Source organism: Burkholderia sp. MR1-5-21 (assembly GCF_053427715.1).
This window is the reverse complement of sequence record NZ_JBSAXD010000007.1, coordinates 14565-37819: the sequence shown is the minus strand read 5'-3', so window position 1 is coordinate 37819 and position 23255 is coordinate 14565. Positions and strand designations below refer to the sequence as shown.

The window sequence follows — 23255 nt, the reverse complement described above, 5'->3', positions numbered from 1 at the left end:
CAAGGCCGGTTCACGCTCACGACGAGCGTGCGCTGGCCGAACGGCCGACTATCGGCGCCGCCGTTGCCGCGCGACCATGCTGTGGTCACGGTAACCAGGCGGCCGACGCGCCGGCAATCATGCTCTTCACCCCTTCCGGCGGGATGCCCGCCATCCCCGACCCTGCGCCGTCCACCGGCCCTCGCCCGCTCGATGCGGCCCAGCTCGACGACGCCCCCGCCGCGCGGCTCCTGACGGATACGCTACGCGCCGCGAGCACGCGCGTGGCGTCCGACATCCACATCGAACCATTCGAAACCGGCTGGCGGATCCGCCTGCGCGTCGACGGCGTGCTGCATGAACGGGCGCGGCCGCCCGCGCACCTGCGCGACGCGTTCGTTACCCGCATCAAGGTGCTCGCGCGCATGGACATCGCCGAGCGCCGTCTCCCGCAGGACGGCCGGCTGCGCATCGCGCTGACCGACGGCGAACGCGGCGACTACCGGGTCAGCACGCTTCCCACGCTGTTCGGCGAAAAGCTCGTGCTGCGCCGTCTCGAAACGCTGCCGCCGGATCTCACGCTCGCCAGCCTCGGCTTCGACGCGCAACAGGCCGCTGCGATGGAGGCGGCGATCCGCGCGCCGCACGGCCTCGTGCTCGTTACCGGGCCGACCGGCAGCGGCAAGACGCTGTCGCTGTATTGCGCGCTGCAGATGCTCGACCGCGACGCGGACAACGTCTGCACGGTCGAGGATCCGGCCGAGATCCAGCTCGACGGCATCAATCAGGTCGGTGTCGCCGAGAAGGCCGGGCTGACTTTCGCCACCGCGCTGCGCGCACTGTTGCGGCAGGATCCGGACGTCATCATGGTCGGCGAGATCCGCGACGCGGAAACGGCCGACGTCGCGATCAAGGCGGCGCAGACCGGACACCTCGTCCTGTCGACGCTGCATACCAATGACGCACCCGCCGCCGTCGCACGGCTGCTCGACATCGGCGTCGCGCCGTACAACCTCGCAGCGGCGTTGCGCCTCGTCACCGCGCAGCGCCTCGTGCGCCGCCTGTGTGCAGACTGCCGCACGCCTTCGGACGCGCCGGCGCGCCTGTTGCGCGAAGCCGGCTGCGATCCGTCGGCGCTGGTGTCGGGATGGCGGCCGTTCGTTGCGCGCGGCTGCGCCGCCTGTCACGGCATCGGCTACCGCGGCCGTATCGGCGTGCACCAGACGATGCCGGTTTCGCCCGGGCTGGCGGAACGGATCGTCGCGCGCGCGAGCGTCGGCCAGCTCGCCCGGCACGCCGCAAGCGAAGGCGTGCGCACGCTGCGCGCCGCCGCACTCGCCCGCGTGCAGGACGGCACGACGAGTCTCGCGGAAGCGTGCGCGATGACACCCGACGCATGAGTGCGGCAGCGCCGCCGCGGGAAACCCGCTTCGCCTGGCGCGGCCGCCGCCGGGACGGCACGCCGCGTCGCGGAACCGTCATCGCGTTCGACGCAGCCGGTGCACGCGCGCGCCTCGCGCGCAACGGCATCACCGTGCTGTCGCTCGACGCACGCGGCACGGCCCGGCCGCCGAACGCCCGCGGTCGCGATATCACGCGCTTCACGCGTCAGCTCGCCAGCTTGCTGCAGGCCGGCCTGCCGCTCGCCCCGTCGCTGGAGATGCTCGCGCGCACCGGCGGACCGGACGGCATGCCGCGCATCGCGGCCGGCCTTGCGCGCCAGATCGTCGACGGTCGGCGCTTCGCCACGGCGCTCGCCCGTTATCCGTCGCAGTTCGGTTCGCTGTATTGCCAGCTGATCGAGGTCGGCGAGACGTCCGGTGCACTCGGCACGGTGCTGACGCGCGTCGCGGACCACCGCGAGCGCGCCGATGCGCAGCGTCGCAAGCTGCGTGCCGCACTCGCGTATCCGGTCGCGGTCATCGTGTTCGCGCTCGCGATCACGATCGCGCTGATGCTGTGGGTCGTGCCGACGTTCCGGCAGATCTTCGACGGATTCGGCGCCGCGCTGCCGGCACCGACGCGCATGCTGCTCGCGCTCGCGTCCGCCACATCGACGTGGGGCCTCCCGCTGCTGGCCGGCGCCGCCGTGGCGGGCATCGCCGCCCGGCACGCGATCCGTCGCCTGCCCGCCGCGCGTTTCGCGCTTGCCCGCGCGATGTTGCGCATGCCGCTCGTCGGCAGCGCGCTGAGCCGGTTCGCCGCCGCGCGATGGTGCCGGTCGCTTGCGACACTGCTCGGCGCGGGCGTGCCGCTCGCCGATGCGTTCGCGACGCTCGAACGCACGGCCGGCCATCCCGTGTACGAGCAGGCCACCGCGCACATCGCTGCGCGCGTGCTGCACGGCGCGCGTCTTGCCGACGCGATGCAGGCGGCCGCCTGCTTTCCGGACGACGTCGTCCAGCCGATCGCGGTCGCGGAAGAAACCGGCGCGCTCGACACGATGCTCGCCGACATCGCCGCGCTGTGCGAACGTCAGCTCGATGCGCATCTCGATACGATCGCCGCGCTCGGCGAGCCGCTGATCGTGATCGTGCTGGGCGCGCTGGTGGGCAGTCTGGTCGTCGCGATGTACCTGCCCATCCTTCAGCTCGGCAACGTGGTGTAGCATCGCAACCGAATCTGTCGCCTTTTAGCCCGATCACCCCGCCCCATGACGCCCATGCCTCTGTTCGCTGCCCCCGCCCTGCCCGTGCTGGCGACGCTGCCGCCTGCCGCGCAGTACGCGTTCGCCGTCGTGTTCGGCCTGTGCATCGGCAGCTTCATCAACGTCGTCGTTCACCGGCTGCCCGTGATGATGGAGCGCGCATGGCGCGCGGAAATCGCCGAGGCCACGGGCACGCACGCGGAGCCCGACGACGGCTATCCGCCGCGCTACGATCTGTGGCATCCGCGCAGCGCGTGCCCGCATTGCGGCCACGTGCTGCGCGCGTGGGAAAACATCCCGCTCGTCAGCTACCTGCTGCAGCGCGGACGCTGCCGGCGGTGCGGCCACGCGATCGGCATACGCTACCCGCTGATCGAACTGGCTGGCGCGCTGCTTGCCGCCGCCTCGCTCGCCGCATTCGGGCCGACCGTCGCCGCGCTCGCCGCGTTCGGCCTGTGCGCCGCGCTGCTCGCGATGAGTGCAATCGACATCCGGACCGGCTACCTGCCCGACTCGATGACGCTGCCGCTGCTCTGGGCCGGGCTCGCGCTGAATCTCGGCGGCACGTTCACGTCGCTGCGCGCCGCCGTCATCGGCGCGATGGCCGGCTACCTGTTCCTGTGGTCGATCTACTGGCTGTTCAGGTGGTTGCGCGGCATCGAGGGCATCGGCTTCGGTGATCTGAAGCTGCTCGGCGCCCTCGGTGCATGGATGGGCTGGGCCGCGCTGCCGCAGGTGGTGCTGTTCGCCGCGGTGACGGGCGCGATCGTCGGCCTCGTCGCGACGTGGCGCGGCCGCATGCGTTTCGAGGAGCCGATTCCGTTCGGCCCGTTTCTCGCCGCAGGCGGCGCCGCGACGCTGTTTTTCGGCACCCCTTTCTATTCGGCGCTCGGGGGCTGAAATGAGGCACCCCCACGCTTACCATGTTCGCTGCCCCCGTGGGGCGGCCCGGCGGAGGCTGACATGTTTGCAGTAGGACTCACCGGCGGGATCGGCAGCGGCAAGACCACCGTCGCGGATCTGTTCGCGGCCCGCGGCGCGTCGATCGTCGACACCGACCTGATCGCCCATCGCATCACCGCACCCGGCGGGCTCGCGATGCCGGCGATCGAGCAGGCATTCGGCGCCGAATTCGTCGCAGCGGACGGCTCGCTCGACCGCGCGAAGATGCGCACACTGATCTTCAGCGACGACGCGGCACGGAGGCGGCTCGAGGCGATTACGCATCCGCTGATCCGTGAGGAGACCGACCGCGAAGGCCGCGACGCACGAGGTGCGTACGTGATGTATGTCGTACCGCTCCTCGTCGAGTCCGGCAACTGGAAGGCGCGCGTCGATCGCGTGCTCGTCGTCGATTGCGATGTCGAGACCCAGATCGCGCGCGTGATGCGCCGCAATGGCTTCACACACGAACAGGTCGAGGCGATCGTCGCGCGGCAGGCGACGCGCGACGCACGTCTCGCCGCTGCCGACGACGTGATCGTCAACGATGCGACGACGCCCGATACGCTCGCCGCGCAGGTCGATGCGCTGCACCAGCGCTATCTCGCGTACTCGTCAGAGGAAAAATGATCGCCGCATCGCCGCGCCGCGCACGCGCGGCCCGCGCGCGACCGTGTGAGGGCGCACGAAATTGGCGCTTGGCCAGGGTAGACAGTGCGCATTAGAATGTCCTGCATTGTTTCAATCCCCACGCGAGAGGCGAGCGCGCTTGATTCTTTACGAGTATCCGTTCAATGAGCGAATTCGCACGCTGTTGCGCCTCGAAGACCTGTTCGAGCGCTTTGTGTTCTTTTTGGCTCAAGAGGACCCGCGGGAACATCACATCGCGCTGACGACGCTGTTCGAGATCGCCGAAGTAACGGGCCGCGCCGACCTGAAATCGGAGCTGATGAAGGAGCTCGAACGTCAGCGTCAGACACTCGCGCCGTTTCGCGGCAATCCCGGCATCGAACAGAACGCACTGGAAGCCGTGCTCGGCGAAATCGAGCAGACCCTCGCGAATCTCGCGCAAATGCAAGGCAAGACCGGCCAGCATCTGGTCGACAACGAATGGCTTGCCAGCATCCGCAGCCGCGCGGTCATTCCCGGCGGCACGTGCAAATTCGACCTGCCGTCGTACTACGCATGGCAGCAATGGCCCGCCGAACAGCGGCGTCAGGACATCGCGAAGTGGATCATGCCGCTGCTGCCGCTGCGCGACGCTGCGGCAATCGTGCTGCGCCTCGCACGCGAATCGGGCCAGGCGTCGAAGGTGATGGCGATGCAGGGCAGCTATCAGCAGATGCTGTCCGGCCGGAGCTATCAACTGATGCAGGTGCGCGTGGCGCCGGAGCTGCGCGTGATTCCGGAAGCCAGTGCGAACAAGTACATGCTGTGGGTGCGCTTCACGATGCAGGACGGCGACGTGCGGCCACGCGCGGTGGACATCGATGTACCGTTCCACCTGACCCTGTGCAATCTGTAACGGCCAAGTGCCGGATCGACGCTTTCGTATGACTACCGTTGTGAAATGTCCGTCGTGCGGCGCCGAAGTGCGCTGGACGCCTGAAAATCGCTTCCGTCCCTTCTGTTCGGCTCGCTGCAAGCAGCTCGATCTCGGCGCATGGGCTGCTGAAAAGTATCGGATCGGCGGCAATTCGGACGACGCCCCGTTGTCCGAAGAAGACGGCACGGACGGAAAACGCAACAGCTGAGCGGTTCCGTCCCGGCCGTTCGCGCGATCACGCGATCGCGATTCGGGCCCGCCGATGCGGGCGAGCCACGGACGTCAGCGTTGCGCTTCGTCCTTTGCAAGCAGTTCCAGGATCGGCAGCGCCGCAGGCAACAGCGGCGCAACGTCGACCGGCAGGTGCTGCCAGACGAACGCCTGCCCTTCCTTGCTGTGCGGCTCGCCCGTCCATCCCGTCACCTTGCAGAAGTAGAGCCGCACATACGCGTGCGGATAATCGTGCTCGAGCGTGTGCCAGCGATGGCAGGCCGTGACGACGATGCCGAGTTCCTCGTGGAGTTCGCGCGCGAGCGCGTCCTCCACGCTTTCCCCGGCCTCCAGCTTGCCGCCCGGAAACTCCCAGTAGCCTTCGTACGGCTTGCCCAGCAGGCGCTGCGCGAGCAGATACCGGCCGTCCGGCTGCACCATGATGCCGACCGCGACTTCGGTCACCTTCCGGCCGTCGGGCGCGCGCACGGCGTCCCGCGCGATATCCGTGCTCATGCCTGCTCCTTGCGGCCCGACCAGTCGCGCGCGAACTGCCACGCGACGCGTCCCGAGCGCGAACCGCGCTCGAGCGCCCAGACGAGCGCATCGCCGCGCGCCGTTTCGATCTCGGCGTCGTCGCAGCCGAAGTGGTGCAGCCAGTGCGCGACGATCCCGAGGTAATCGTCCTGCTTGAACGGATAGAAGCTGACCCACAGGCCGAAGCGCTCGGACAGCGAAATCTTCTCCTCGACCACTTCGCCGGGATGGATCTCGCCGTCCGGCAGGTGCTTGTACGTCTCGTTGTCGCTCATGTACTCGGGCAGCAGATGGCGGCGATTCGACGTCGCGTAGATCAGCACGTTGTCCGATTGCGCAGCGACCGAGCCGTCGAGCGCGACCTTCAGCGCCTTGTAGCCCGACTCGCCTTCCTCGAACGACAGGTCGTCGCAGAACACGATGAAGCGCTCGGGGCGCTGCGCGATCAGATCGACGATATCGCCGAGATCGTGCAGGTCGTCCTTGTCGACTTCGATCAGTCGCAGCCCGTCCTTCGCGTACGCGTTCAGGCACGCCTTGATCAGCGACGACTTGCCGGTGCCGCGCGCGCCCGTCAGCAACACGTTGTTGGCCGGCTTCTGCTGCACGAACTGCCGCGTGTTTTGCTCGATCAGGCCCTTCTGGCGATCGATGTTGTGCAGGTCGGCGAGCGTGATCGTCGATGCGGCCGGCACCGGCTGCAGATAACCGCGCCCCTGGCGCTTGCGCCAGCGGAACGCATGCGCGGCGTTCCAGTCGACGGCTGCCGGCGCCGGCGGCAGCGTCGCCTCGAGACGGCCGAGCAGCGCTTCCGCGCGCGTCAGAAACTGTTCGAGCTTGTCCATGATGGTCGACCGCCCCCGATCAGGAGCGGTAGTCCGCGTTGATGCTCACATAATCGTGCGACAGGTCGCACGTCCAGATCGTCGCCTGCGCGTCGCCGCGGCCGAGCAGCACGCGGATCGTGATCTCGCTGTTCTTCATCACGCGCTGGCCGTCCTCTTCCTGGTAGGCCGGGTTGCGCCCGCCCGCCTTCGCGACCAGCACGTCGTCGAGATACAGGTCGATCTTGCCGACGTCGAGATCGCCGACGCCCGCATAGCCGATCGCCGCGAGAATGCGGCCGAGGTTCGGGTCCGACGCGTAGAACGCGGTCTTCACGAGCGGCGAGTGGCCGATCGCGTACGCGATCTGGCGGCATTCCGCGACATTGCGGCCGCCCTCGACCTGCACCGTCATGAATTTCGTCGCGCCTTCGCCATCGCGCACGATCAGCTGCGACAGCACCTGCGCGACTTCGGTCACCGCGTCGCGCAGCGCCGCGTACGCGGGCGAATCGGTCGACGTGATCGCCGGCAGCGTGCTCTTGCCGGACGCGATCAGCATGAACGAGTCGTTCGTCGACGTGTCGCCGTCGATCGTGATGCAGTTGAACGAGCGGTCCGCGACTTCCTTCACGAGCGTGTCGAGCACCGGCTGCGCGACGTTCGCGTCGAACGCGAGGAAACCGAGCATCGTCGCCATGTTCGGCTTGATCATGCCCGCGCCCTTGCTGATGCCGGTCAGCGTGACCGTGTGGCCGTCGATCGTCACCTGCCGCGACGTCGCCTTCGGCAGCGTGTCGGTCGTCATGATCGCCTGTGCCGCGTCGTACCAGTGCGCGGCCTGGCGGTTCGCGAGCGCCGCCGGCAGGCCGGCCTTCAGGCGGTCGATCGGCAGCGGCTCGAGGATCACGCCGGTCGAGAACGGCAGCACCTGCGACGCCTCGACGCCCGCGAGGCGCGCGAGCGCCGCGCAGGTCTCACGCGCGTGCGCGAGGCCCGGCTCGCCGGTGCCCGCGTTCGCGTTGCCGGTATTCACGACGAGCGCGCGAATGCCCGCGCCGCCCGCGCGCACCTTCGCCAGATGCTCGCGGCACACGGTCACGGGCGCCGCGCAGAAGCGGTTCTCGGTGAATACGCCGGCGACCGTCGCGCCTTCCTCGACGGAAATGACCAGCACGTCCTTGCGGTTCGGCTTGCGAATGTTCGCCTCGGCCCAGCCCAGCGTGACGCCGGCGACGGGATGCAGTTGGGCGGGATCGATCGACGGGAAATTGACAGCCATGTGGAACACCTGCCGGAAGGAAAATGCCGGCGCGCGCCGGCATCGATTGAACGAACCGGCGGCCGCACACGCAGGCCGCCGCTAATCACCACACAAATCAACGCTGCAAACGACGCGGCGCGCTCATCGCGCGCCGCTTTCGATCACGACAACTTGCCGTGACAGTGCTTGTACTTCTTGCCGCTGCCGCACGGGCACGGATCGTTGCGGCCGACCTTCGGCATCTCGCCGCCGGGGCCGCTATGCGTCATCGCGCTGCCGACCATCTCGGCCGTCGCAGCCGCGACCGCCGCGCCGCCGGCCACCGGCGCACCGGCTTCCGCAAACTCGGCATGCTGGTACGCGACGTTCTCGAGATTGCCGCTGCCGCGCTCCTCGATCTGCTCGGCCGCTTCCTCGAGCTGCTCCGGCGACTGGATCTGGACGTTCATTACGATCCGCGTGACTTCCTGCTTGATCGCCTCGAGCATCGCGGCGAACAGCTCGAACGCCTCGCGCTTGTACTCCTGCTTCGGGTTCTTCTGCGCATAGCCGCGCAGGTGGATGCCCTGGCGCAGGTGGTCGAGCGCCGCGAGGTGCTCACGCCACAGGCGGTCGACCGCCTGCAGCATCACCGAGCGCTCGAACGCGCTGAACGATTCGCGGCCGACCAGCGCGACCTTCGACTCGTATTGCTCGTCGGCCGCGGTCGTCACCGCTTCGAGAATCTCGTCGGCCGTGATCGACGTCGACTCGTTCACCATTTCCTGGATCGCGAGATCGAGCTGCCAGTCATTGCGCAGCGCTTCCTCGAGCTCGGGGACGTCCCACTGCTCTTCGATGCTGGCCGCCGGCACGAACTGGCGAACGACGTCGCTGATCACGCCGTGACGCATCGCGGTGATGGTCTCGGTGATGTCGTGCGCTTCGAGCAGCTCGTTGCGCTGCTGGTAGATGACCTTGCGCTGGTCGTTCGCGACGTCGTCGTACTCGAGCAGCTGCTTGCGGATGTCGAAGTTGCGGGCCTCGACCTTGCGCTGCGCGGATTCGATCGAGCGCGTGACGATGCCGGCCTCGATCGCCTCGCCTTCCGGCATCTTCAGGCGATCCATGATCGAGCGCACGCGGTCGCCGGCGAAGATGCGCAGCAGCGGATCGTCGAGCGACAGGTAGAAGCGCGACGAACCCGGGTCGCCCTGGCGGCCCGCACGGCCGCGGAGCTGGTTGTCGATCCGGCGCGACTCGTGGCGCTCGGTGCCGATGATGTGCAGGCCGCCCGCGGCCTTCACCTGCTCGTGCAGCGGCTCCCATTCGTCGTGGAGCTGCTGGATGCGGCGCGCTTTTTCGTCCGCCGGGACCGACTCGTCGGCCTCGAGGAATGCAGCCTGCTTCTCGGCGTTGCCGCCGAGCACGATGTCGGTACCGCGGCCCGCCATGTTGGTCGCGATCGTGATGCGCTTCGGACGGCCTGCTTCGGCGACGATCGCCGCTTCACGCGCGTGCTGCTTCGCGTTCAGCACCTCGTGCGGCAGCCCCGCCTGCTTCAGCAGGTGAGACAGCAGCTCGGAGTTCTCGATCGACGTCGTGCCGACGAGCACCGGCTGGCCGCGCTCGTAGCAGTCGCGAATGTCGCGGATCACCGCGTCGTAGCGTTCCTTCGCGGTCTTGTAGATCTGATCCTGCTTGTCGATCCGCTTCGGCGGACGGTTGGTCGGGATCACGACCGTCTCGAGACCGTAGATCTCGTTGAATTCGTACGCTTCGGTGTCCGCGGTGCCGGTCATGCCCGACAGCTTCGCGTACATCCGGAAGTAGTTCTGAAACGTGATCGACGCGAGCGTCTGGTTCTCGCTCTGGATCTTCACGTGCTCCTTCGCCTCGACCGCCTGGTGCAGGCCGTCGGACCAGCGGCGGCCCGCCATCAGGCGGCCCGTGAATTCGTCGACGATGACCACTTCGCCGTTCTGCACGACGTAGTGCTGGTCGAGATGGAACAGCGTGTGCGCGCGCAGCGCCGCGTACACGTGGTGCATCAGCGTGATGTTCTGCGGTGCGTACAGGCTCTCGCCGTCGCCGATCAGGCCCCACTCGGAGAGCAGGCGCTCGGCCTTCTCGTGGCCCGATTCCGTCAGGAACACCTGGCGCCCCTTCTCGTCGAGCGTATAGTCGCCCGGCTTCTCGACGCCCGTGCCGTCGGCCTTCTCTTCGCCGATCTGGCGCTCGAGCAGCGGCGGCAGCGCGTTCATCCGCACGTACAGCTCGGTGTGGTCCTCGGCCTGGCCCGAGATGATCAGCGGCGTACGCGCTTCGTCGATCAGGATCGAGTCGACCTCGTCGACCACCGAGAAATTGAGCGAACGCTGCACGCGCGCGCCGGTCTCGTAGACCATGTTGTCGCGCAGGTAGTCGAAGCCGAACTCGTTGTTCGTGCCATACGTGATGTCCGACGCGTACGCCTGCTGCTTCTGCTCGTGCTCCATGCCGGACAGGTTGATGCCGACCGACAGCCCGAGGAAGTTGTAGAGGCGCGCCATCCACTCGGCGTCGCGCTGCGCGAGGTAGTCGTTGACCGTCACGACGTGCACGCCGCGGCCCGACAGCGCATTCAGGTACACGGGCAGCGTCGCGACGAGCGTCTTGCCTTCGCCGGTGCGCATTTCGGCGATCTTGCCGTAATGGAGCACCATGCCGCCGATCAGCTGCACGTCGAAGTGGCGCATCTTCAGCACCCGGCGGCTCGCCTCGCGGCAGACCGCAAACGCCTCGGGCAGCAGTTTGTCGAGCGACTCGCCGGCTGCAATTCGCTGGCGGAACTCGTCCGTCTTGCCGCGCAACTGGTCGTCCGTCAGCTGCTCGATCTGCGTTTCGAGCGCATTGATCGCCGCGACGGTCTTTTGATATTGCTTGACGAGCCGCTGGTTGCGGCTGCCAAAAATTTTCTGGAGAAAACCGTTTGTCATCGGATCGGATCCTGCGTCGCAGCACCGGCGCCCGGCGCGAGTTGCGCGCCCCGACACCCGAGCCTCGGCGGCTTAGCGTATGAGTGAATTCAAACATCGAATTTTAGCACGCGGGGGAGCATGCGCCCGTGTCATGGCTTGACGGCCGACGCGCCCCGGCCACCGGGCCAGCGGCGCGAAAGCACGGCGCACGCGCGCCGCCGCGGGTACAATCGGCGTCAACGTCCGCGTGCCCGCGCGCCTGAAGAATGCCTCGATGAACCGATTTTCCAAGCGTTTCGGCCCGCTCGCCGCGCATCGCCCGCAACCCGTGTCGGAACTGCTCAAGCACACCGACGCGTTTACGGCACTGCGTGCAGGCGTGGAGCAGGTCGCCGCGCTGCAGCGCGACCTCGCCGCACTGTTGCCCGACTATCTCGCGAGTCACATCGAACCGGGCTTCATCAAGGACGGCACCCTGACCCTCTTTGCTGCGCACAACGCGCTGGCCGCGCGGCTGCGGCAGGTCGAACCGCGGCTGCTCGCGGATCTCCAGCGGCGCGGCTGGCCGGTTGCGACGCTGCGCGTGCGCGTGCGCCCGAAGGACGCGCCGGAGCCGCCGCCCGTGAAGCAGGCGCGGATGACGCCTGCGGGCGCGGCCGCGCTGCGCGACCTGGCCGACCATCTCGCGCCGTCACCGCTGCAGGCGGCGCTTGCACGGATGGCGGCCCGGCATGGCGGCAAGACGCCACGCTGACCCCGCGCGCGCCACCCGGCATCAACGAAAAAAGCGGCCCGAAGGCCGCTTTTTTCATGAACCATCAGCGCGTCGAACGCGCGTCGCTCACGCGAATGCCGTCTGCGTATCGAACGCGAAACCGCTCGGCGCGGTCTGCGGATCGTCGAACGTGACGATCTCGTAGGCGTCCTCGTGCGCGAGCAGTTCACGCAGCAGCGCGTTGTTCAGCCCGTGCCCCGACTTGTACGCGGTGTACGACGCCAGCAGCGGATGGCCAATCACGTACAGGTCGCCGATCGCGTCGAGCATCTTGTGCTTCACGAACTCGTCGTCGAAGCGCAGCCCGTCGTTGTTCAGGATGCGGTACTCGTCGAGCACGATCGCGTTGTCCATGCTGCCGCCGCGCGCGAGGCCCATCTCGCGCAGCATCTCGGCTTCGTGCGCGAAGCCGAACGTGCGCGCGCGCGCGATCTCGCGCACGTACGACGTGTTCGCGAAATCGACCTCGAGTTCCTGGCCCGTCTTGTCGACGGCCGGGTGGCGGAAGTCGATCGAGAACTTCAGCTTGAAGCCGAAGTACGGATCGAGGCGCGCGAACTTGTCGCCGTCGCGGATTTCGACCGGCTTCTTCACCTTGATGAAGCGCTTCGGCGCGTTCTGCTCCTCGATGCCGGCGGACTGGATCAGGAACACGAAGGTCGCCGCGCTGCCGTCCATGATCGGGATTTCCTCGGCCGTCACGTCGACATAGAGATTGTCGATGCCGAGGCCGGCACACGCCGACATCAGGTGCTCGACGGTCGACACGCGGACGCCATCCTTCTGCAGCACCGACGCGAGCCGCGTGTCGCCGATCGACATGGCCGAGGCGGGAATGTCGACGGGGGTGGGCAGGTCGACGCGCGAGAAGACGATGCCCGTGCCCGGCGCGGCGGGACGGAGCGTCAGTTCGATCTTGCGGCCGGAGTGGAGACCGATACCCACGGTCTTCACGATCGATTTGATGGTGCGCTGCTTCAGCATGGTGTTCTTCGTCTTGATTGAAGATTTCAATCAGGAGTTATATTCGATAGGTGAGATTATAGCGTAATTCCCTATTCAACGCTGTTTGAAACTGCGTATCAAACTGTTTCGGCCGTTTACCCGCGCCGATACGGGACGGGCCGATGCCCGGAACGGAGGCGTTTCCGGTCATCAGCCCGTGTTACAACTGCCCTGCGGCCGCGGCGCAACGTTGCCCTCGGGCAACGGCGCACCGCGCAATCAGGACTTCAACATTGCCAGCACACTCGCCGCATCGCTCACTTCGAACTTGCCCGGCGCTTCGACGGCCAGCGTCTTGACCACACCGTCGTCGACCACCATCGCGTAGCGCAGGGAGCGAATCCCCATGCCACGCGCGGACAAATCCTGCGTCAGCCCCAGCGCATGAGTGAAAGCCGCGCTGCCGTCCGCCATCATGCGCACCTTGCCCGCGGTGTGCAGATCACGTCCCCAAGCGCCCATCACGAATGCGTCGTTGACGGACACGCACCAGATCTCGTCGATGCCGGCCGCGCGCAATGCGTCGGCGTGCTCGACATAGCCCGGCACATGTTGCGCCGAACAGGTCGGCGTGAAAGCGCCGGGCAATCCGAAGACCACCACCCGCTTGCCCGCCGTCTGCTCGCGCACGCTGCGGGCGTTCGGCCCCAGCGTACAGCCGTCTCGCGCGTCGTCGATGAACTCGAACAGTTGCGCGTCGGGCAGCGCGTCGCCCACTTGAATCATGCCTGGTCCCTCATAGCGATACGGTTTCGCGTGTCACACGGACAGCACGGCCCATCCCGCCTCGCCGAAGCGAAGAGGGCACATTTCCCGGCCCGGCGTCGCAGCCGACGCGGCCTGTCATGGTCCGTAGCATCCGTCTCACACGGCTTCACCGCGGCGACCCCGCCGCGGCAGCGCCGGTGTGCGTCAGTCAGCCTGCTTGCGCAGGAAAGCCGGGATGTCGTACGTGTCGACACCCTTCTCCTGCAGCGCCTGCACGTGCGATGCCGCGGTTTCGCGCGAGTTGCGCCACACGGCCGGCGTGTCGAGCGCGCCGTAGTCGGCCGTGCTCACGTGATGCGCCGGTGCGTAGCTGTTGTGCGAGACCGCGTTGATCGGCTGGTTGTCCGTGCCGGTACGCAGCAGCGTCATCGGTGCCGACTGCTGCTTCTTCGCCGCACGGCCGAGGCCCGTCGCGACGACCGTCACGCGCAGCGCGTCGCCCATCGCATCGTCGTACACCGCGCCGAAGATCACCGTTGCGTCTTCCGCCGCGTAGCTCTTGATCGTGTTCATCACTTCGCGCGTTTCCGACAGGCGCAGCGAGCGGCTCGACGTGATGTTGACCAGCACGCCGCGCGCGCCCGACAGGTCGACGCCTTCGAGCAGCGGGCTCGCCACGGCCTGTTCCGCCGCGAGGCGCGCGCGATCGACGCCGGCGACCGTCGCCGTGCCCATCATCGCCTTGCCCTGCTCGCCCATCACCGTCTTCACGTCTTCGAAGTCGACGTTCACGAGGCCATCGACGTTGATGATTTCCGCGATGCCGGCCACGGCGTTGTTCAGGACGTCGTCCGCGCACTGGAAGCACTTGTCCATCTCGGCGTCATCGCCCATCACGTCGAACAGCTTGTCGTTCAGCACGACGATCAGCGAGTCGACGTGATCCTCCAGCTGCTGCGAACCGGCTTCCGCGACACGCATCCGCTTGCCGCCTTCGAACTCGAACGGCTTGCTGACGACACCGACCGTCAGAATGCCCATCTCCTTCGCGATCTGCGCGACGACCGGTGCCGCGCCCGTGCCGGTGCCACCGCCCATGCCGGCCGTGATGAACACCATGTGCGCGCCGCGCAGCGCGTCGGCGATGCGCTCACGCGCCTCTTCGGCGGCCGCACGGCCCATTTCCGGCTTCGCGCCGGCGCCGAGGCCCGTGTTGCCGAGCTGGATCACCGACGTTGCGCGCGAACGCGACAGCGCCTGCGCGTCCGTGTTCATCACGATGAAGTCGACGCCCTGCACGCCGCGGTTGATCATGTGCTGCACGGCATTGCCGCCAGCGCCGCCAACGCCCACCACCTTGATGATGGTGCCGTTGGTTTCGGTTTCCAGCATTTGGAATTCCATTGTTGCCTCCGTCAAGAAAATTACTGCTACTCGGCCGTTATTCGGCAGGAGATCGGGCAACCCCCTGTCGCGCGCCAGCCGCCGGCACCGGCGCGAATTCCGATTCGGTTCGTCAGAAGTTGCTCAGGAACCATTCCTTCATCCGCGAGAAGATCTGCCCCGCGTTGCCGGACTGCACGGCGACCTTGCGGCCGCGCATGCGCTGAGCGCTGCCTTCCACCAGCAGGCCCATCGCCGTCGAATAGCGCGGATTGCGCACGACGTCGGCGAGGCCGCCCGCATACTCCGGCGCGCCGATGCGCACCGGTTTCAGGAAAATGTCTTCGCCGAGCTCGACCATGCCCGGCATCATCGCCGCGCCGCCGGTAATGACCACGCCGGAGCTCAGCAGTTCTTCGTAGCCCGACTCGCGCACGACCTGCTGCACGAGCGAGAACAGCTCCTCGACGCGCGGCTCGATCACCGCCGCGAGCGCCTGGCGCGACAGCGTGCGCGGGCCGCGTTCGCCGAGGCCCGGCACTTCGACCATCTCGTCCGGATCGGCGAGCGCCTGCTTCGCGATGCCGTAGCCGACCTTGATGTCTTCCGCATCCGGCGTCGGCGTGCGCAGCGCCATCGCGATGTCGCTCGTGATCTGGTCGCCGGCGATCGGGATCACCGCGGTGTGGCGGATCGCGCCTTCGGCGAAGATCGCGATGTCGGTCGTGCCGCCGCCGACGTCGACGAGCACCACGCCGAGATCCTTCTCGTCCTCGGTCAGCACCGCGAGCGACGACGCAAGCGGCTGCAGGATCAGGTCGTTCACTTCCAGCCCGCAGCGGCGCACGCACTTGACGATGTTCTGCGCGGCGCTCACCGCGCCCGTCACGATGTGCACCTTCACCTCGAGGCGGATGCCGCTCATGCCGATCGGCTCGCGCACGTCTTCCTGGCCGTCGATGATGAATTCCTGCGTGAGGATGTGCAGCACCTGCTGGTCGGTCGGGATGTTGATCGCCTTCGCGGTCTCGATCACGCGCGCGACGTCGGTCTGCGTGACCTCCTTGTCCTTGATCGCGACCATCCCGCTCGAGTTGAAGCTGCGGATGTGGCTGCCGGCGATCCCCGTGAACACGTTGGTGATCTTGCAGTCGGCCATCAGCTCGGCTTCCTCGAGCGCGCGCTGGATCGACTGCACGGTGGCCTCGATGTTGACCACCACCCCCTTCTTCAGACCTTTCGATTCGCTCTGGCCGAGACCGATCACCTCGTAGTGGCCTTCGCCCTTCAGCTCCGCGACGACGGCCACCACCTTCGACGTGCCGATGTCGAGGGAAACCAGCAGATCTTTGTAGTCTTTGCTCATAAAGTGCTCTTGCGTGTGATCTCTCGTTACTTCTTGCGCTTGTCGGTATCGGTCAGGAACCGCATGCCCGCCGCGCGAATCGCGAATCCGTTCGGATAGCGCAGGTCCGCGTACTCGATGTCGTTGCCCCAGCGTTCCGTGACGGCCGGCCATGCGGCGACGAGACGCTGGCTCCGGTCATGCAGCGATTCGCTGTTGCGCTCCTTGCCCAGCTCGACCTGCATCCCGTTCGACAGCTTCACCGTCCACGCATAGCGCGCCGACAGCGTCACTTCCTCCGGCGCCGCCTTCAGCGGCGCGAACCAGTTCGCGAAGTCGCGATACCGCGCGACGACTTCCTTCGCGCTGCCTTCCGGCCCGTCGAACGCGGGCAGCGCCTCGTCGAGTTCGCCCTGGTTCGCGGTGAACAGCTCGCCGTCGACGCTCACGAGCTGGTTGCTGCCCCACGTCCCGAGCGGTTTGTACTCCTCGAGCGTGACAGCCAGCGCATTCGGCCACACCCGGCGCACACTCGCGTGGCGCACCCACGGCATCTGCTCGAACGACGCGCGCGCCGTATCGAGGTCGACCGTGAAGAAATTGCCCTTCAGCCGTCCGACCACGCCCGCGCGCACGGTCGGCGCGTTGATGTGGTCGGTATCGCCGTCGATCCGGATCTCGCGCAGCGCGAACGCCGGACGCTGGATCAGCCAGTAGCAGCCGGCCGCCGCCAACACGAGCAGCAGCAGCGCGTACAGCGCGCTGGCGGCAAGGTTGAGTTGGCGAACGTTGTTCCACATGACGTCTTTCCGTTCCTGCTTCAGTCGTTGAGCGTGAGCGACAGCACCTTCACCACCAGCTCCGTGTAGCTGATGCCGACCGCGCGCGCGGCCTTCGGCGGCAGCGAGTGATCGGTCATCCCGGGCGCCGTGTTCACTTCGAGGAAATACGCGTTGCCTGCGGCATCGAGCATGAAATCCGCACGGCCCCAGTCGGTGCAGCCGAGCACGTCGAACGCGCGGCGCGCGACGCGCTTCAGCTCTGCTTCCCTGTCGGTGGACAGGCCGCACGGAATCAGGTACTGCGTGTCGTTCGCGATGTACTTCGCGTGATAGTCGTAGAACTCGCCTGCCGGGACGATCTTGATCAGCGGCAGGTCGAGGTCGCCGGCGATGCATGCGGTGTATTCGCCGCCGCCCTCGATGCTCTTCTCGACGATCACGATCTTGTCGTGCGTCGCGGCTTCCGCGAGCGCGGCCGGCAGCGCGTCGGCCGTCTTCACCTTCAGCACCGCAACGCTCGAGCCCTCGCTCGCCGGCTTCACGAACAGCGGCAGGCCGAGCTTCGCGACGATCTCGGCCGCGCGCGCGGCGAGATCGTCGCCGCGCAGCACCGTCTCGAACGGCGGCGTCGGCACGCCCGTCTGCTGCCACACGAGCTTCGTGCGGAACTTGTCGAGGCCGAGCGCCGACCCGAGCACGCCGCTGCCCGTGTAGCGGATCCCGTAGAAATCGAGCGCGCCCTGGATCTGGCCGTTCTCGCCATAACCGCCGTGCAGCGCGTTGAACGCGCGCACGAACCCTTCATCCTTCAGCGCCGCCAGCGGCCGCTCGGCCGGGTCGAACGGATGCGCGTCGACGCCCGCGTCGCGCAGGCCCTGCAGCACGAGCCGGCCCGAATTGAGCGACACCTCGCGCTCCGCGGACACACCGCCGAGCAATACCGCCACCTTGCCGAAACGTTTCGGATCGATCCCGCTCATGTCATCCCTTCTGTTGCGTGTTTTGCACGACCTTCGCCGGCACGCCGCCGATCGAACCCGCGCCCATCGTGATCACCACGTCGCCGTCGCGGGCGACCTTCGCCAATGCATCCGGCACGTCGTCGACCGTCGCGACGAACACCGGGTCCACCTTGCCCGCCGCGCGCAGCGCACGCGACAGCGCGTCGCCGTTGGCGGTCGCGATCACCGCCTCGCCCGCCGCATAAACCTCCGTCAGCACCAGCGCATCGACCGTCGACAGCACGTTGACGAAATCGTCGAAGCAGTCGCGCGTGCGCGTATAGCGGTGCGGCTGGAACGCCAGCACGAGGCGGCGGCCCGGGAACGCGCCGCGCGCAGCCGCGACCGTCGCCGCCATCTCGACCGGGTGATGGCCGTAGTCGTCGATCAGCGTATAGCTGCCGCCGTCCGCCGCCGGCACCTCGCCGTAGCGCTGGAAGCGCCGGCCGACGCCATTGAACTCCGCGAGCGCCTGCTGGATCGCGTCGTCCGACACGCCGAGATCCGTCGCGATCGCAATCGCCGCGAGCGCGTTCTGCACGTTGTGCAGGCCCGGCAGGTTCAGCACGACCGGCAACGGCTCGCGCCCGTCGCGGATCACCGTGAAGTGCATCCTGCCGTCGCGCGCGTCGATGTTCTCCGCTCGCACCTGCGCGTCCGGCGACAGCCCGTAGCGCACCACCGGCTTCGAGATGAACGGGATGATCTGCCGCACGTTCGGATCGTCGACGCACACGACCGCGCTGCCGTAGAAAGGCAGGCGCTGCGTGAATTCGATGAACGCCTGCTTGAGCCGCGCGAAGTCGTGGCCGTAGGTGTCCATGTGGTCGGCATCGATGTTCGTGATGACTTCGATCACCGGAAAGAGATTCAGGAACGACGCATCCGACTCGTCGGCCTCGGCGACGATGAAGTCGCCCGTGCCGAGCCGCGCGTTCGCGCCGGCGCTGATCAGGCGCCCGCCGATCACGAAGGTCGGATCGAGGCCGCCCGCGGCGAGCACGCTCGCGACGAGGCTCGTCGTCGTGGTCTTGCCGTGCGTGCCGGCGATCGCGATCCCCTGCTTCAGGCGCATCAGCTCGGCGAGCATCACCGCGCGCTGCACGATCGGCACGCGCTTCGCGCGCGCGGCCAGCACTTCCGGGTTGTCCGAACGCACGGCCGTCGACACGACGACCGCGTTCGCGCCCTCGATGTTTGCCGCGTCATGGCCGATCGAGATCCGCGCGCCGAGCACCTCGAGGCGCTCGGTCACCGCATTGCGCGACAGGTCCGAGCCGCTGACCTGGTAGCCGAGATTGACGAGCACTTCTGCGATGCCGCTCATGCCGGCGCCGCCGATCCCGACGAAATGAATGTGTTTGACGATGTGTTTCATGTCAGCCTCCGCCGGGCCGCCCCAAGGAGGCTGACCGCCCCCTCGGGGGGCAGCGAACGAAGTGAGCGTGGGGGTTGTTTCATTTAAGTTTTTCCAGGTTCGCGCCGGCCACCTTCGCGCAAACGCGCGCGACTTCATCGGTGGCATCCGGCTTCGCCAGCGAGCGCGAACGCTCTGCCATGTCCGCGAGCGACGCCCGCGACTGGCCGCGCAACCAGTCGGCGAGCAGCTCGGCCGACAGGTCGCGTTGTTGCACCAGCACCGCAGCGCCCGCCTCGGCGAGAAATTCGGCGTTGGTCGTCTGGTGATCGTCGACGGCATACGGGAACGGCACGAACAGCGCCGCCACGCCCACCGCCGCGATCTCCGATACCGTCATCGCGCCCGACCGGCAGATCACGAGATCCGCCGCAGCATACGCCGCCGCCATGTCGTCGATGAACGGCATGAGCTGCACGTCGCTCCCGTACGCGAGACCGGCGGCCTCGTAGTTCGCCTTCAGTGCGTCGATGTGCTTCGCGCCCGCCTGATGCACGATGCGCGGACGCTCGCCCGGCGCCAGCATCGCGAGCGCGCGCGGCACGACTTCGTTCAGCGCGGTGGCGCCGAGGCTGCCGCCGACGACCAGCACGTTCAGCGGGCCGCTGCGCGCCGCATAGCGTGCTTTGGGCGGTTCCGTGCGCGCAAGTTCCGCGCGGATCGGATTGCCCGTCCATTCGGCGTGCGGAAGCGCGTCCGGGAACGCGACGAGCACGCGTTTCGCGAGCTTCGCGAGGATCTTGTTCGCGAGGCCCGCAATCGAATTCTGTTCGTGCAGCACGAGCGGACGGCCCGACAGCGCCGTCATCACGCCCGCCGGGAACGTGATGTAGCCGCCCATCCCGAGCACGACGTCCGGCCGCACGCGGCGCAGCGCACCGAGGCTCTGCCAGCATGCGCGCAGCAGGTTGAACGGCAGCGACAGCTTGGTCTTCAGACCCTTGCCGCGCACGCCGCCGAACCGCACGTATTCCATCGGAATCCCGTGCTTCGGCACGAGCGTCGCTTCCATCCCGGCCGGATTGCCGAGCCATACGACGCGCCAGCCCGCCGCTTCCATCCGGTGCGCGACCGCGAGCCCCGGGAACACGTGGCCCCCGGTGCCGCCTGCCATCACCATCAGCGTGCGTCGTGCCGCGGTCATACCTTCCCTCCGCGCATCAGCACCCGGTTCTCGTAATCGACCCGCAGCAGCACCGCGAGTGCGACGCAGTTCAGCAGGATGCCCGAGCCGCCGTAGCTCACGAGCGGCAGCGTCAGACCCTTGGTCGGCAGCAGGCCGAGGTTCACGCCCATGTTGATGAACGTCTGCGCGCCGAACCAGATGCCGATGCCCTTCGCCATCAGCCCGGCGAACGTACGGTCGAGCGCAAGCGCCTGACGGCCGATCTCGAATGCGCGGCGCACGATCCAGTAGAACAGCAGGATCACGACCATCACGCCGACGAAGCCGAGTTCCTCGCCGATCACCGCGAGGATGAAGTCGGTATGCGCTTCGGGCAGGTAGTTCAGCTTCTCGACGCTGCCGCCGAGGCCGACGCCGAACCATTCGCCGCGGCCGAACGCGATCAGCGAGTGCGTGAGCTGGTAGGCCTTGCCCTGTGCATAGCGCTCGTCCCACGGATCGAGGTACGCGAAGATCCGCTCGCGACGCCACGGCGACAGCCAGACGAGCATCGTGAACGTGCCGACCGCCGTCGCGACGAGGCCGCCGAACAGCTTGCCGTTCACGCCGCCGAGGAACAGCACGCCCATCGCGATCGCCGCGACCACCATGAACGCGCCCATGTCAGGCTCGAGCAGCAGCAGCGCGCCGACGAGGCCGACCGCGAACGCCATCGGCAGGAAGCCCTTCGCGAAGCTCTGCATGTACTCCTGCTTGCGCACCGTGTAGTTCGCCGCGTAGATCGTCACCGCGAGCTTCATGATTTCCGACGGCTGCATGTTCGTGATGCCGAGCGGAATCCAGCGGCGCGCACCGTTCACGCCCTTGCCGACATGCGGAATCAGCACGATCACGAGGCCGACGAGCGCGATCAGGAAGAGGTGCGGCGCGTACTTGTCCCACGTCGACACCGGCACGCGGAACGCGATCACCGCCGCGATGAACGCGACGACGAGCGACACGCAGTGGCGCATCAGGAACGCGTAATCGTGATACGACGCGTATTTCGGCGAATCGGGCATCGCGATCGACGCCGAATACACCATCACGACGCCGAGCCCGAGCAGCGCGATCGCGACCCACAGCAGCGAATAGTCGAAGTCGAGCATCCGCGACCGGCTCGGCCGCACGCCGTTGACGACGCTCGCGAGGCCGCCCGTCGCGGCGCGCGTGGCCGATGCGACACGGCCGCCGGCAGCATTGCCGCCGGCGTCGCGCCGGTCGTTGAAGCGGGAGACGAGGCGATCCGACCAGCTCATGGCGTCGCTCCTTTGCCGATGGCGATTTCGTCCACGGCCGCGCGGAACACGTCGGCGCGGTGGGCGTAGTTCCTGAACATGTCGAGGCTCGCGCACGCGGGCGACAACAGTACCGCGTCGCCCGGCTCCGCGAGGTCGGCCGCCGCGCGCACCGCATCCTCGAGCGTCGTGTGATCGGCAAGCAGCACGCCCGTTTCCGCGAGCGTGTCGCGGATCGCCGGCGCGTCGCGGCCGATCAGCATCACCGCGCGGCACCAGCGCGCGACCGGCGCGACGAGCGGCGCGAAGTCCTGGCCCTTGCCGTCGCCGCCCGCGATCAGCACGATCTTCTGCGCGAGGCCGTCGAGCGCGGCAACCGTCGCGCCGACGTTGGTTCCCTTGCTGTCGTCAACGTAGTCGACGTCGTCGATCGTCGCGATCACTTCGACGCGATGCGCTTCGCCGCGATACTCGCGCAGCCCGTGCAGCAGCGGCGCGGCCGGCAGGTCGATCGCGCGGGCGAGCGCGAACGCGGCCAGCGCGTTCGCCGCGTTGTGCAGGCCGCGAATGCGCAGCGCGTCGGCGGGCATCAGGCGCTTCGGCGCGATGTCCGGCGTATGCGCGGCATCGCGCTTGCGACGCCGGCCCGTCGCCGGCTGGTCGGCGGCGTCGCGATCGACCGCCTCGACGAGCCATGCGATCCCGTTGTCGCGCGACAGCCCGTAATCGCCGTCATGCACGGGCTCGTTCAGGCCGAACGTGACCGTGCGCGGCGCATCGGCCGCGCCCGCGGCCGGTGCGAACTTCATCACCGCCGCGTCGTCGCGGTTCAGCACGCGCGTCGTCGTCGCACCGAAGATCCGGCCCTTTGCCGTCGCATAGGCGTCGAAGCTGCCGTGCCAGTCGAGGTGATCCTGCGTGATGTTGAGGATCGCGGCCGCATCCGGCGCGAACGTGCGCGCGGTTTCGAGCTGGAAGCTCGACAGTTCGAGCACCCAGACGTCCGGCAGCGCGGTCGCGTCGATTGCGGCGGCAAGGCGGTCGAGCATCGCCGGGCTGATGTTGCCCGCGACGCCGACCTTCTTGCCCGCGCGTTCGCACAACAGGCCCGTGAGGCTCGTGGTCGTGGTCTTGCCGTTCGTGCCCGTGATCGCGAGCACCTTCGGCTGGTAGCCGCTCGCGCCGAGCGCGCGTAGCGCCTGCGCGAAGAATTCGAGCTCGCCCCACACCGCGATGCCGCGCTCGTGCGCCGCCGCGATCAGCGCAGCGAGTTCCGGCTCGAGCGGCGACAGGCCGGGGCTCAGCCCGACGATCTCGACGCCGCCGTCGAGCAGCGCGGGCGAAAACGGCCCGCCGACGAATTCCGCATCGATGCCTTCAGCCTGCAGCGCGGCAAGGTTCGGCGGCGCCTCGCGGGTATCGGCAATGCGCAGCCGGCACCCGTGCCTCGCGCACCAACGCGCGATCGCGAGGCCCGATTCGCCGAGCCCCAGCACCAGCACCATCGGCCGCTGCCGATCTCCAAACATCTCGCCAGACATCCTTGTT

The 23255-nt window shown here is 67.8% G+C and carries 21 protein-coding genes; 7 read left to right on the top strand and 14 right to left on the bottom strand.

Features of this window, described 5'->3' with window-relative positions; all coding sequences use genetic code 11:
- Window positions 1-119: 119 nt before the first annotated feature.
- The 6 genes from ACV229_RS11790 to ACV229_RS11765 all read left to right on the top strand — a co-directional run bounded on the left by ACV229_RS11790 (window position 120) and on the right by ACV229_RS11765 (window position 5322).
- Window positions 120-1379, top strand: a complete 1260-nt coding sequence (locus tag ACV229_RS11790; RefSeq protein WP_448083312.1) for a GspE/PulE family protein — start codon at window positions 120-122, stop codon at window positions 1377-1379.
- Window positions 1376-2587 (top strand): type II secretion system F family protein, encoded by a 1212-nt coding sequence (locus ACV229_RS11785; RefSeq protein ID WP_448083311.1) that lies wholly within the window; start codon window positions 1376-1378, stop codon window positions 2585-2587. The genes ACV229_RS11790 and ACV229_RS11785 overlap by 4 nt, the downstream gene beginning before the upstream one ends.
- 45 nt (window positions 2588-2632) lie before the next feature.
- The gene (locus ACV229_RS11780; protein WP_448083310.1) at window positions 2633-3526 is read left to right on the top strand and encodes a prepilin peptidase; all 894 of its coding nucleotides are present in this window, start codon (window positions 2633-2635) and stop codon (window positions 3524-3526) included.
- Between the two features lie 63 nt (window positions 3527-3589).
- Window positions 3590-4198, top strand: coding sequence for a dephospho-CoA kinase (gene coaE, locus ACV229_RS11775; protein WP_448083309.1), 609 nt, complete (start codon window positions 3590-3592; stop codon window positions 4196-4198).
- Between the two features lie 139 nt (window positions 4199-4337).
- Window positions 4338-5093 (top strand): cell division protein ZapD, encoded by a 756-nt coding sequence (zapD, locus tag ACV229_RS11770; protein ID WP_448083308.1) that lies wholly within the window; start codon window positions 4338-4340, stop codon window positions 5091-5093.
- A gap of 28 nt (window positions 5094-5121) precedes the next feature.
- Window positions 5122-5322, top strand: a complete 201-nt coding sequence (locus tag ACV229_RS11765; RefSeq protein ID WP_448083307.1) for a DNA gyrase inhibitor YacG — start codon at window positions 5122-5124, stop codon at window positions 5320-5322.
- A 74-nt stretch (window positions 5323-5396) separates the two neighbouring features.
- On the opposite strand, the gene ACV229_RS11760 is transcribed toward ACV229_RS11765, so the two are convergent.
- The 4 genes from ACV229_RS11760 to secA all read right to left on the bottom strand — a co-directional run bounded on the left by ACV229_RS11760 (window position 5397) and on the right by secA (window position 10906).
- On the bottom strand, window positions 5397-5840 hold the full coding sequence (locus tag ACV229_RS11760; RefSeq protein WP_448083306.1) for an NUDIX domain-containing protein: 444 nt from the start codon (window positions 5838-5840) through the stop codon (window positions 5397-5399).
- Window positions 5837-6706 carry an ATP-binding protein gene (locus ACV229_RS11755; RefSeq protein WP_448083305.1) on the bottom strand — a complete coding sequence of 290 codons (870 nt, stop codon included), beginning with the start codon at window positions 6704-6706 and terminating at the stop codon, window positions 5837-5839. Before ACV229_RS11755 ends, ACV229_RS11760 begins: the two co-directional genes overlap by 4 nt.
- 19 nt (window positions 6707-6725) lie before the next feature.
- Window positions 6726-7967 carry a bifunctional glutamate N-acetyltransferase/amino-acid acetyltransferase ArgJ gene (argJ, locus tag ACV229_RS11750; protein ID WP_448083304.1) on the bottom strand — a complete coding sequence of 414 codons (1242 nt, stop codon included), beginning with the start codon at window positions 7965-7967 and terminating at the stop codon, window positions 6726-6728.
- A 143-nt stretch (window positions 7968-8110) separates the two neighbouring features.
- Window positions 8111-10906, bottom strand: coding sequence for a preprotein translocase subunit SecA (gene secA / locus ACV229_RS11745; RefSeq protein ID WP_448083303.1), 2796 nt, complete (start codon window positions 10904-10906; stop codon window positions 8111-8113).
- 256 nt (window positions 10907-11162) lie between these two features.
- On the opposite strand from secA, the gene ACV229_RS11740 reads away from it, so the two are divergent.
- Window positions 11163-11642, top strand: coding sequence for a DciA family protein (locus tag ACV229_RS11740; RefSeq protein WP_448083302.1), 480 nt, complete (start codon window positions 11163-11165; stop codon window positions 11640-11642).
- Between the two features lie 87 nt (window positions 11643-11729).
- Here the strand turns inward: ACV229_RS11740 and lpxC are convergent, their stop codons facing one another.
- From lpxC to murD, 10 genes are all read right to left on the bottom strand, one after another.
- Window positions 11730-12647, bottom strand: coding sequence for a UDP-3-O-acyl-N-acetylglucosamine deacetylase (gene lpxC, locus ACV229_RS11735; protein WP_448083301.1), 918 nt, complete (start codon window positions 12645-12647; stop codon window positions 11730-11732).
- Between the two features lie 240 nt (window positions 12648-12887).
- Window positions 12888-13394, bottom strand: a complete 507-nt coding sequence (locus ACV229_RS11730) for a redoxin family protein (RefSeq protein WP_448083300.1) — start codon at window positions 13392-13394, stop codon at window positions 12888-12890.
- Between the two features lie 186 nt (window positions 13395-13580).
- Window positions 13581-14780, bottom strand: a complete 1200-nt coding sequence (ftsZ, locus tag ACV229_RS11725; protein ID WP_448083299.1) for a cell division protein FtsZ — start codon at window positions 14778-14780, stop codon at window positions 13581-13583.
- Window positions 14781-14892: 112 nt separating this feature from the next.
- Window positions 14893-16125: a cell division protein FtsA gene (ftsA, locus tag ACV229_RS11720; protein WP_124509643.1), complete on the bottom strand. Its 1233-nt coding sequence runs from the start codon at window positions 16123-16125 to the stop codon at window positions 14893-14895.
- A 26-nt stretch (window positions 16126-16151) separates the two neighbouring features.
- Window positions 16152-16904, bottom strand: a complete 753-nt coding sequence (locus tag ACV229_RS11715; RefSeq protein WP_448083298.1) for a cell division protein FtsQ/DivIB — start codon at window positions 16902-16904, stop codon at window positions 16152-16154.
- A gap of 20 nt (window positions 16905-16924) precedes the next feature.
- The gene (locus ACV229_RS11710) at window positions 16925-17866 is read right to left on the bottom strand and encodes a D-alanine--D-alanine ligase (protein WP_448083297.1); all 942 of its coding nucleotides are present in this window, start codon (window positions 17864-17866) and stop codon (window positions 16925-16927) included.
- A gap of 1 nt (window position 17867) precedes the next feature.
- Window positions 17868-19265, bottom strand: coding sequence for a UDP-N-acetylmuramate--L-alanine ligase (gene murC, locus ACV229_RS11705; RefSeq protein ID WP_448083296.1), 1398 nt, complete (start codon window positions 19263-19265; stop codon window positions 17868-17870).
- A 79-nt stretch (window positions 19266-19344) separates the two neighbouring features.
- The gene (gene murG, locus ACV229_RS11700; RefSeq protein WP_448083295.1) at window positions 19345-20448 is read right to left on the bottom strand and encodes an undecaprenyldiphospho-muramoylpentapeptide beta-N-acetylglucosaminyltransferase; all 1104 of its coding nucleotides are present in this window, start codon (window positions 20446-20448) and stop codon (window positions 19345-19347) included.
- Window positions 20445-21728 carry a putative lipid II flippase FtsW gene (ftsW, locus tag ACV229_RS11695; RefSeq protein ID WP_448083294.1) on the bottom strand — a complete coding sequence of 428 codons (1284 nt, stop codon included), beginning with the start codon at window positions 21726-21728 and terminating at the stop codon, window positions 20445-20447. Before ftsW ends, murG begins: the two co-directional genes overlap by 4 nt.
- Window positions 21725-23236, bottom strand: a complete 1512-nt coding sequence (murD, locus tag ACV229_RS11690; RefSeq protein WP_448083293.1) for a UDP-N-acetylmuramoyl-L-alanine--D-glutamate ligase — start codon at window positions 23234-23236, stop codon at window positions 21725-21727. The genes ftsW and murD overlap by 4 nt, the downstream gene beginning before the upstream one ends.
- Between the last annotated feature and the right edge of the window lie 19 nt (window positions 23237-23255).

What these genes read in the sequence shown, in the direction of transcription:
- ACV229_RS11790 (WP_448083312.1), top strand. Translation starts at nt 120, where the DNA reads ATGCTCTTCACCCCTTCCGGCGGGATGCCCGCCATCCCCGACCCTGCG.
- ACV229_RS11785 (WP_448083311.1), top strand. Translation starts at nt 1,376, where the DNA reads ATGAGTGCGGCAGCGCCGCCGCGGGAAACCCGCTTCGCCTGGCGCGGC.
- ACV229_RS11780 (WP_448083310.1), top strand. Translation starts at nt 2,633, where the DNA reads ATGACGCCCATGCCTCTGTTCGCTGCCCCCGCCCTGCCCGTGCTGGCG.
- coaE (WP_448083309.1), top strand. Translation starts at nt 3,590, where the DNA reads ATGTTTGCAGTAGGACTCACCGGCGGGATCGGCAGCGGCAAGACCACC.
- ACV229_RS11765 (WP_448083307.1), top strand. Translation starts at nt 5,122, where the DNA reads ATGACTACCGTTGTGAAATGTCCGTCGTGCGGCGCCGAAGTGCGCTGG.
- ACV229_RS11760 (WP_448083306.1), bottom strand. Translation starts at nt 5,840, where the DNA reads ATGAGCACGGATATCGCGCGGGACGCCGTGCGCGCGCCCGACGGCCGG.
- ACV229_RS11755 (WP_448083305.1), bottom strand. Translation starts at nt 6,706, where the DNA reads ATGGACAAGCTCGAACAGTTTCTGACGCGCGCGGAAGCGCTGCTCGGC.
- argJ (WP_448083304.1), bottom strand. Translation starts at nt 7,967, where the DNA reads ATGGCTGTCAATTTCCCGTCGATCGATCCCGCCCAACTGCATCCCGTC.
- secA (WP_448083303.1), bottom strand. Translation starts at nt 10,906, where the DNA reads ATGACAAACGGTTTTCTCCAGAAAATTTTTGGCAGCCGCAACCAGCGG.
- ACV229_RS11740 (WP_448083302.1), top strand. Translation starts at nt 11,163, where the DNA reads ATGAACCGATTTTCCAAGCGTTTCGGCCCGCTCGCCGCGCATCGCCCG.
- lpxC (WP_448083301.1), bottom strand. Translation starts at nt 12,647, where the DNA reads ATGCTGAAGCAGCGCACCATCAAATCGATCGTGAAGACCGTGGGTATC.
- ACV229_RS11730 (WP_448083300.1), bottom strand. Translation starts at nt 13,394, where the DNA reads ATGATTCAAGTGGGCGACGCGCTGCCCGACGCGCAACTGTTCGAGTTC.
- ftsZ (WP_448083299.1), bottom strand. Translation starts at nt 14,780, where the DNA reads ATGGAATTCCAAATGCTGGAAACCGAAACCAACGGCACCATCATCAAG.
- ftsA (WP_124509643.1), bottom strand. Translation starts at nt 16,125, where the DNA reads ATGAGCAAAGACTACAAAGATCTGCTGGTTTCCCTCGACATCGGCACG.
- ACV229_RS11715 (WP_448083298.1), bottom strand. Translation starts at nt 16,904, where the DNA reads ATGTGGAACAACGTTCGCCAACTCAACCTTGCCGCCAGCGCGCTGTAC.
- ACV229_RS11710 (WP_448083297.1), bottom strand. Translation starts at nt 17,866, where the DNA reads ATGAGCGGGATCGATCCGAAACGTTTCGGCAAGGTGGCGGTATTGCTC.
- murC (WP_448083296.1), bottom strand. Translation starts at nt 19,265, where the DNA reads ATGAAACACATCGTCAAACACATTCATTTCGTCGGGATCGGCGGCGCC.
- murG (WP_448083295.1), bottom strand. Translation starts at nt 20,448, where the DNA reads ATGACCGCGGCACGACGCACGCTGATGGTGATGGCAGGCGGCACCGGG.
- ftsW (WP_448083294.1), bottom strand. Translation starts at nt 21,728, where the DNA reads ATGAGCTGGTCGGATCGCCTCGTCTCCCGCTTCAACGACCGGCGCGAC.
- murD (WP_448083293.1), bottom strand. Translation starts at nt 23,236, where the DNA reads ATGTTTGGAGATCGGCAGCGGCCGATGGTGCTGGTGCTGGGGCTCGGC.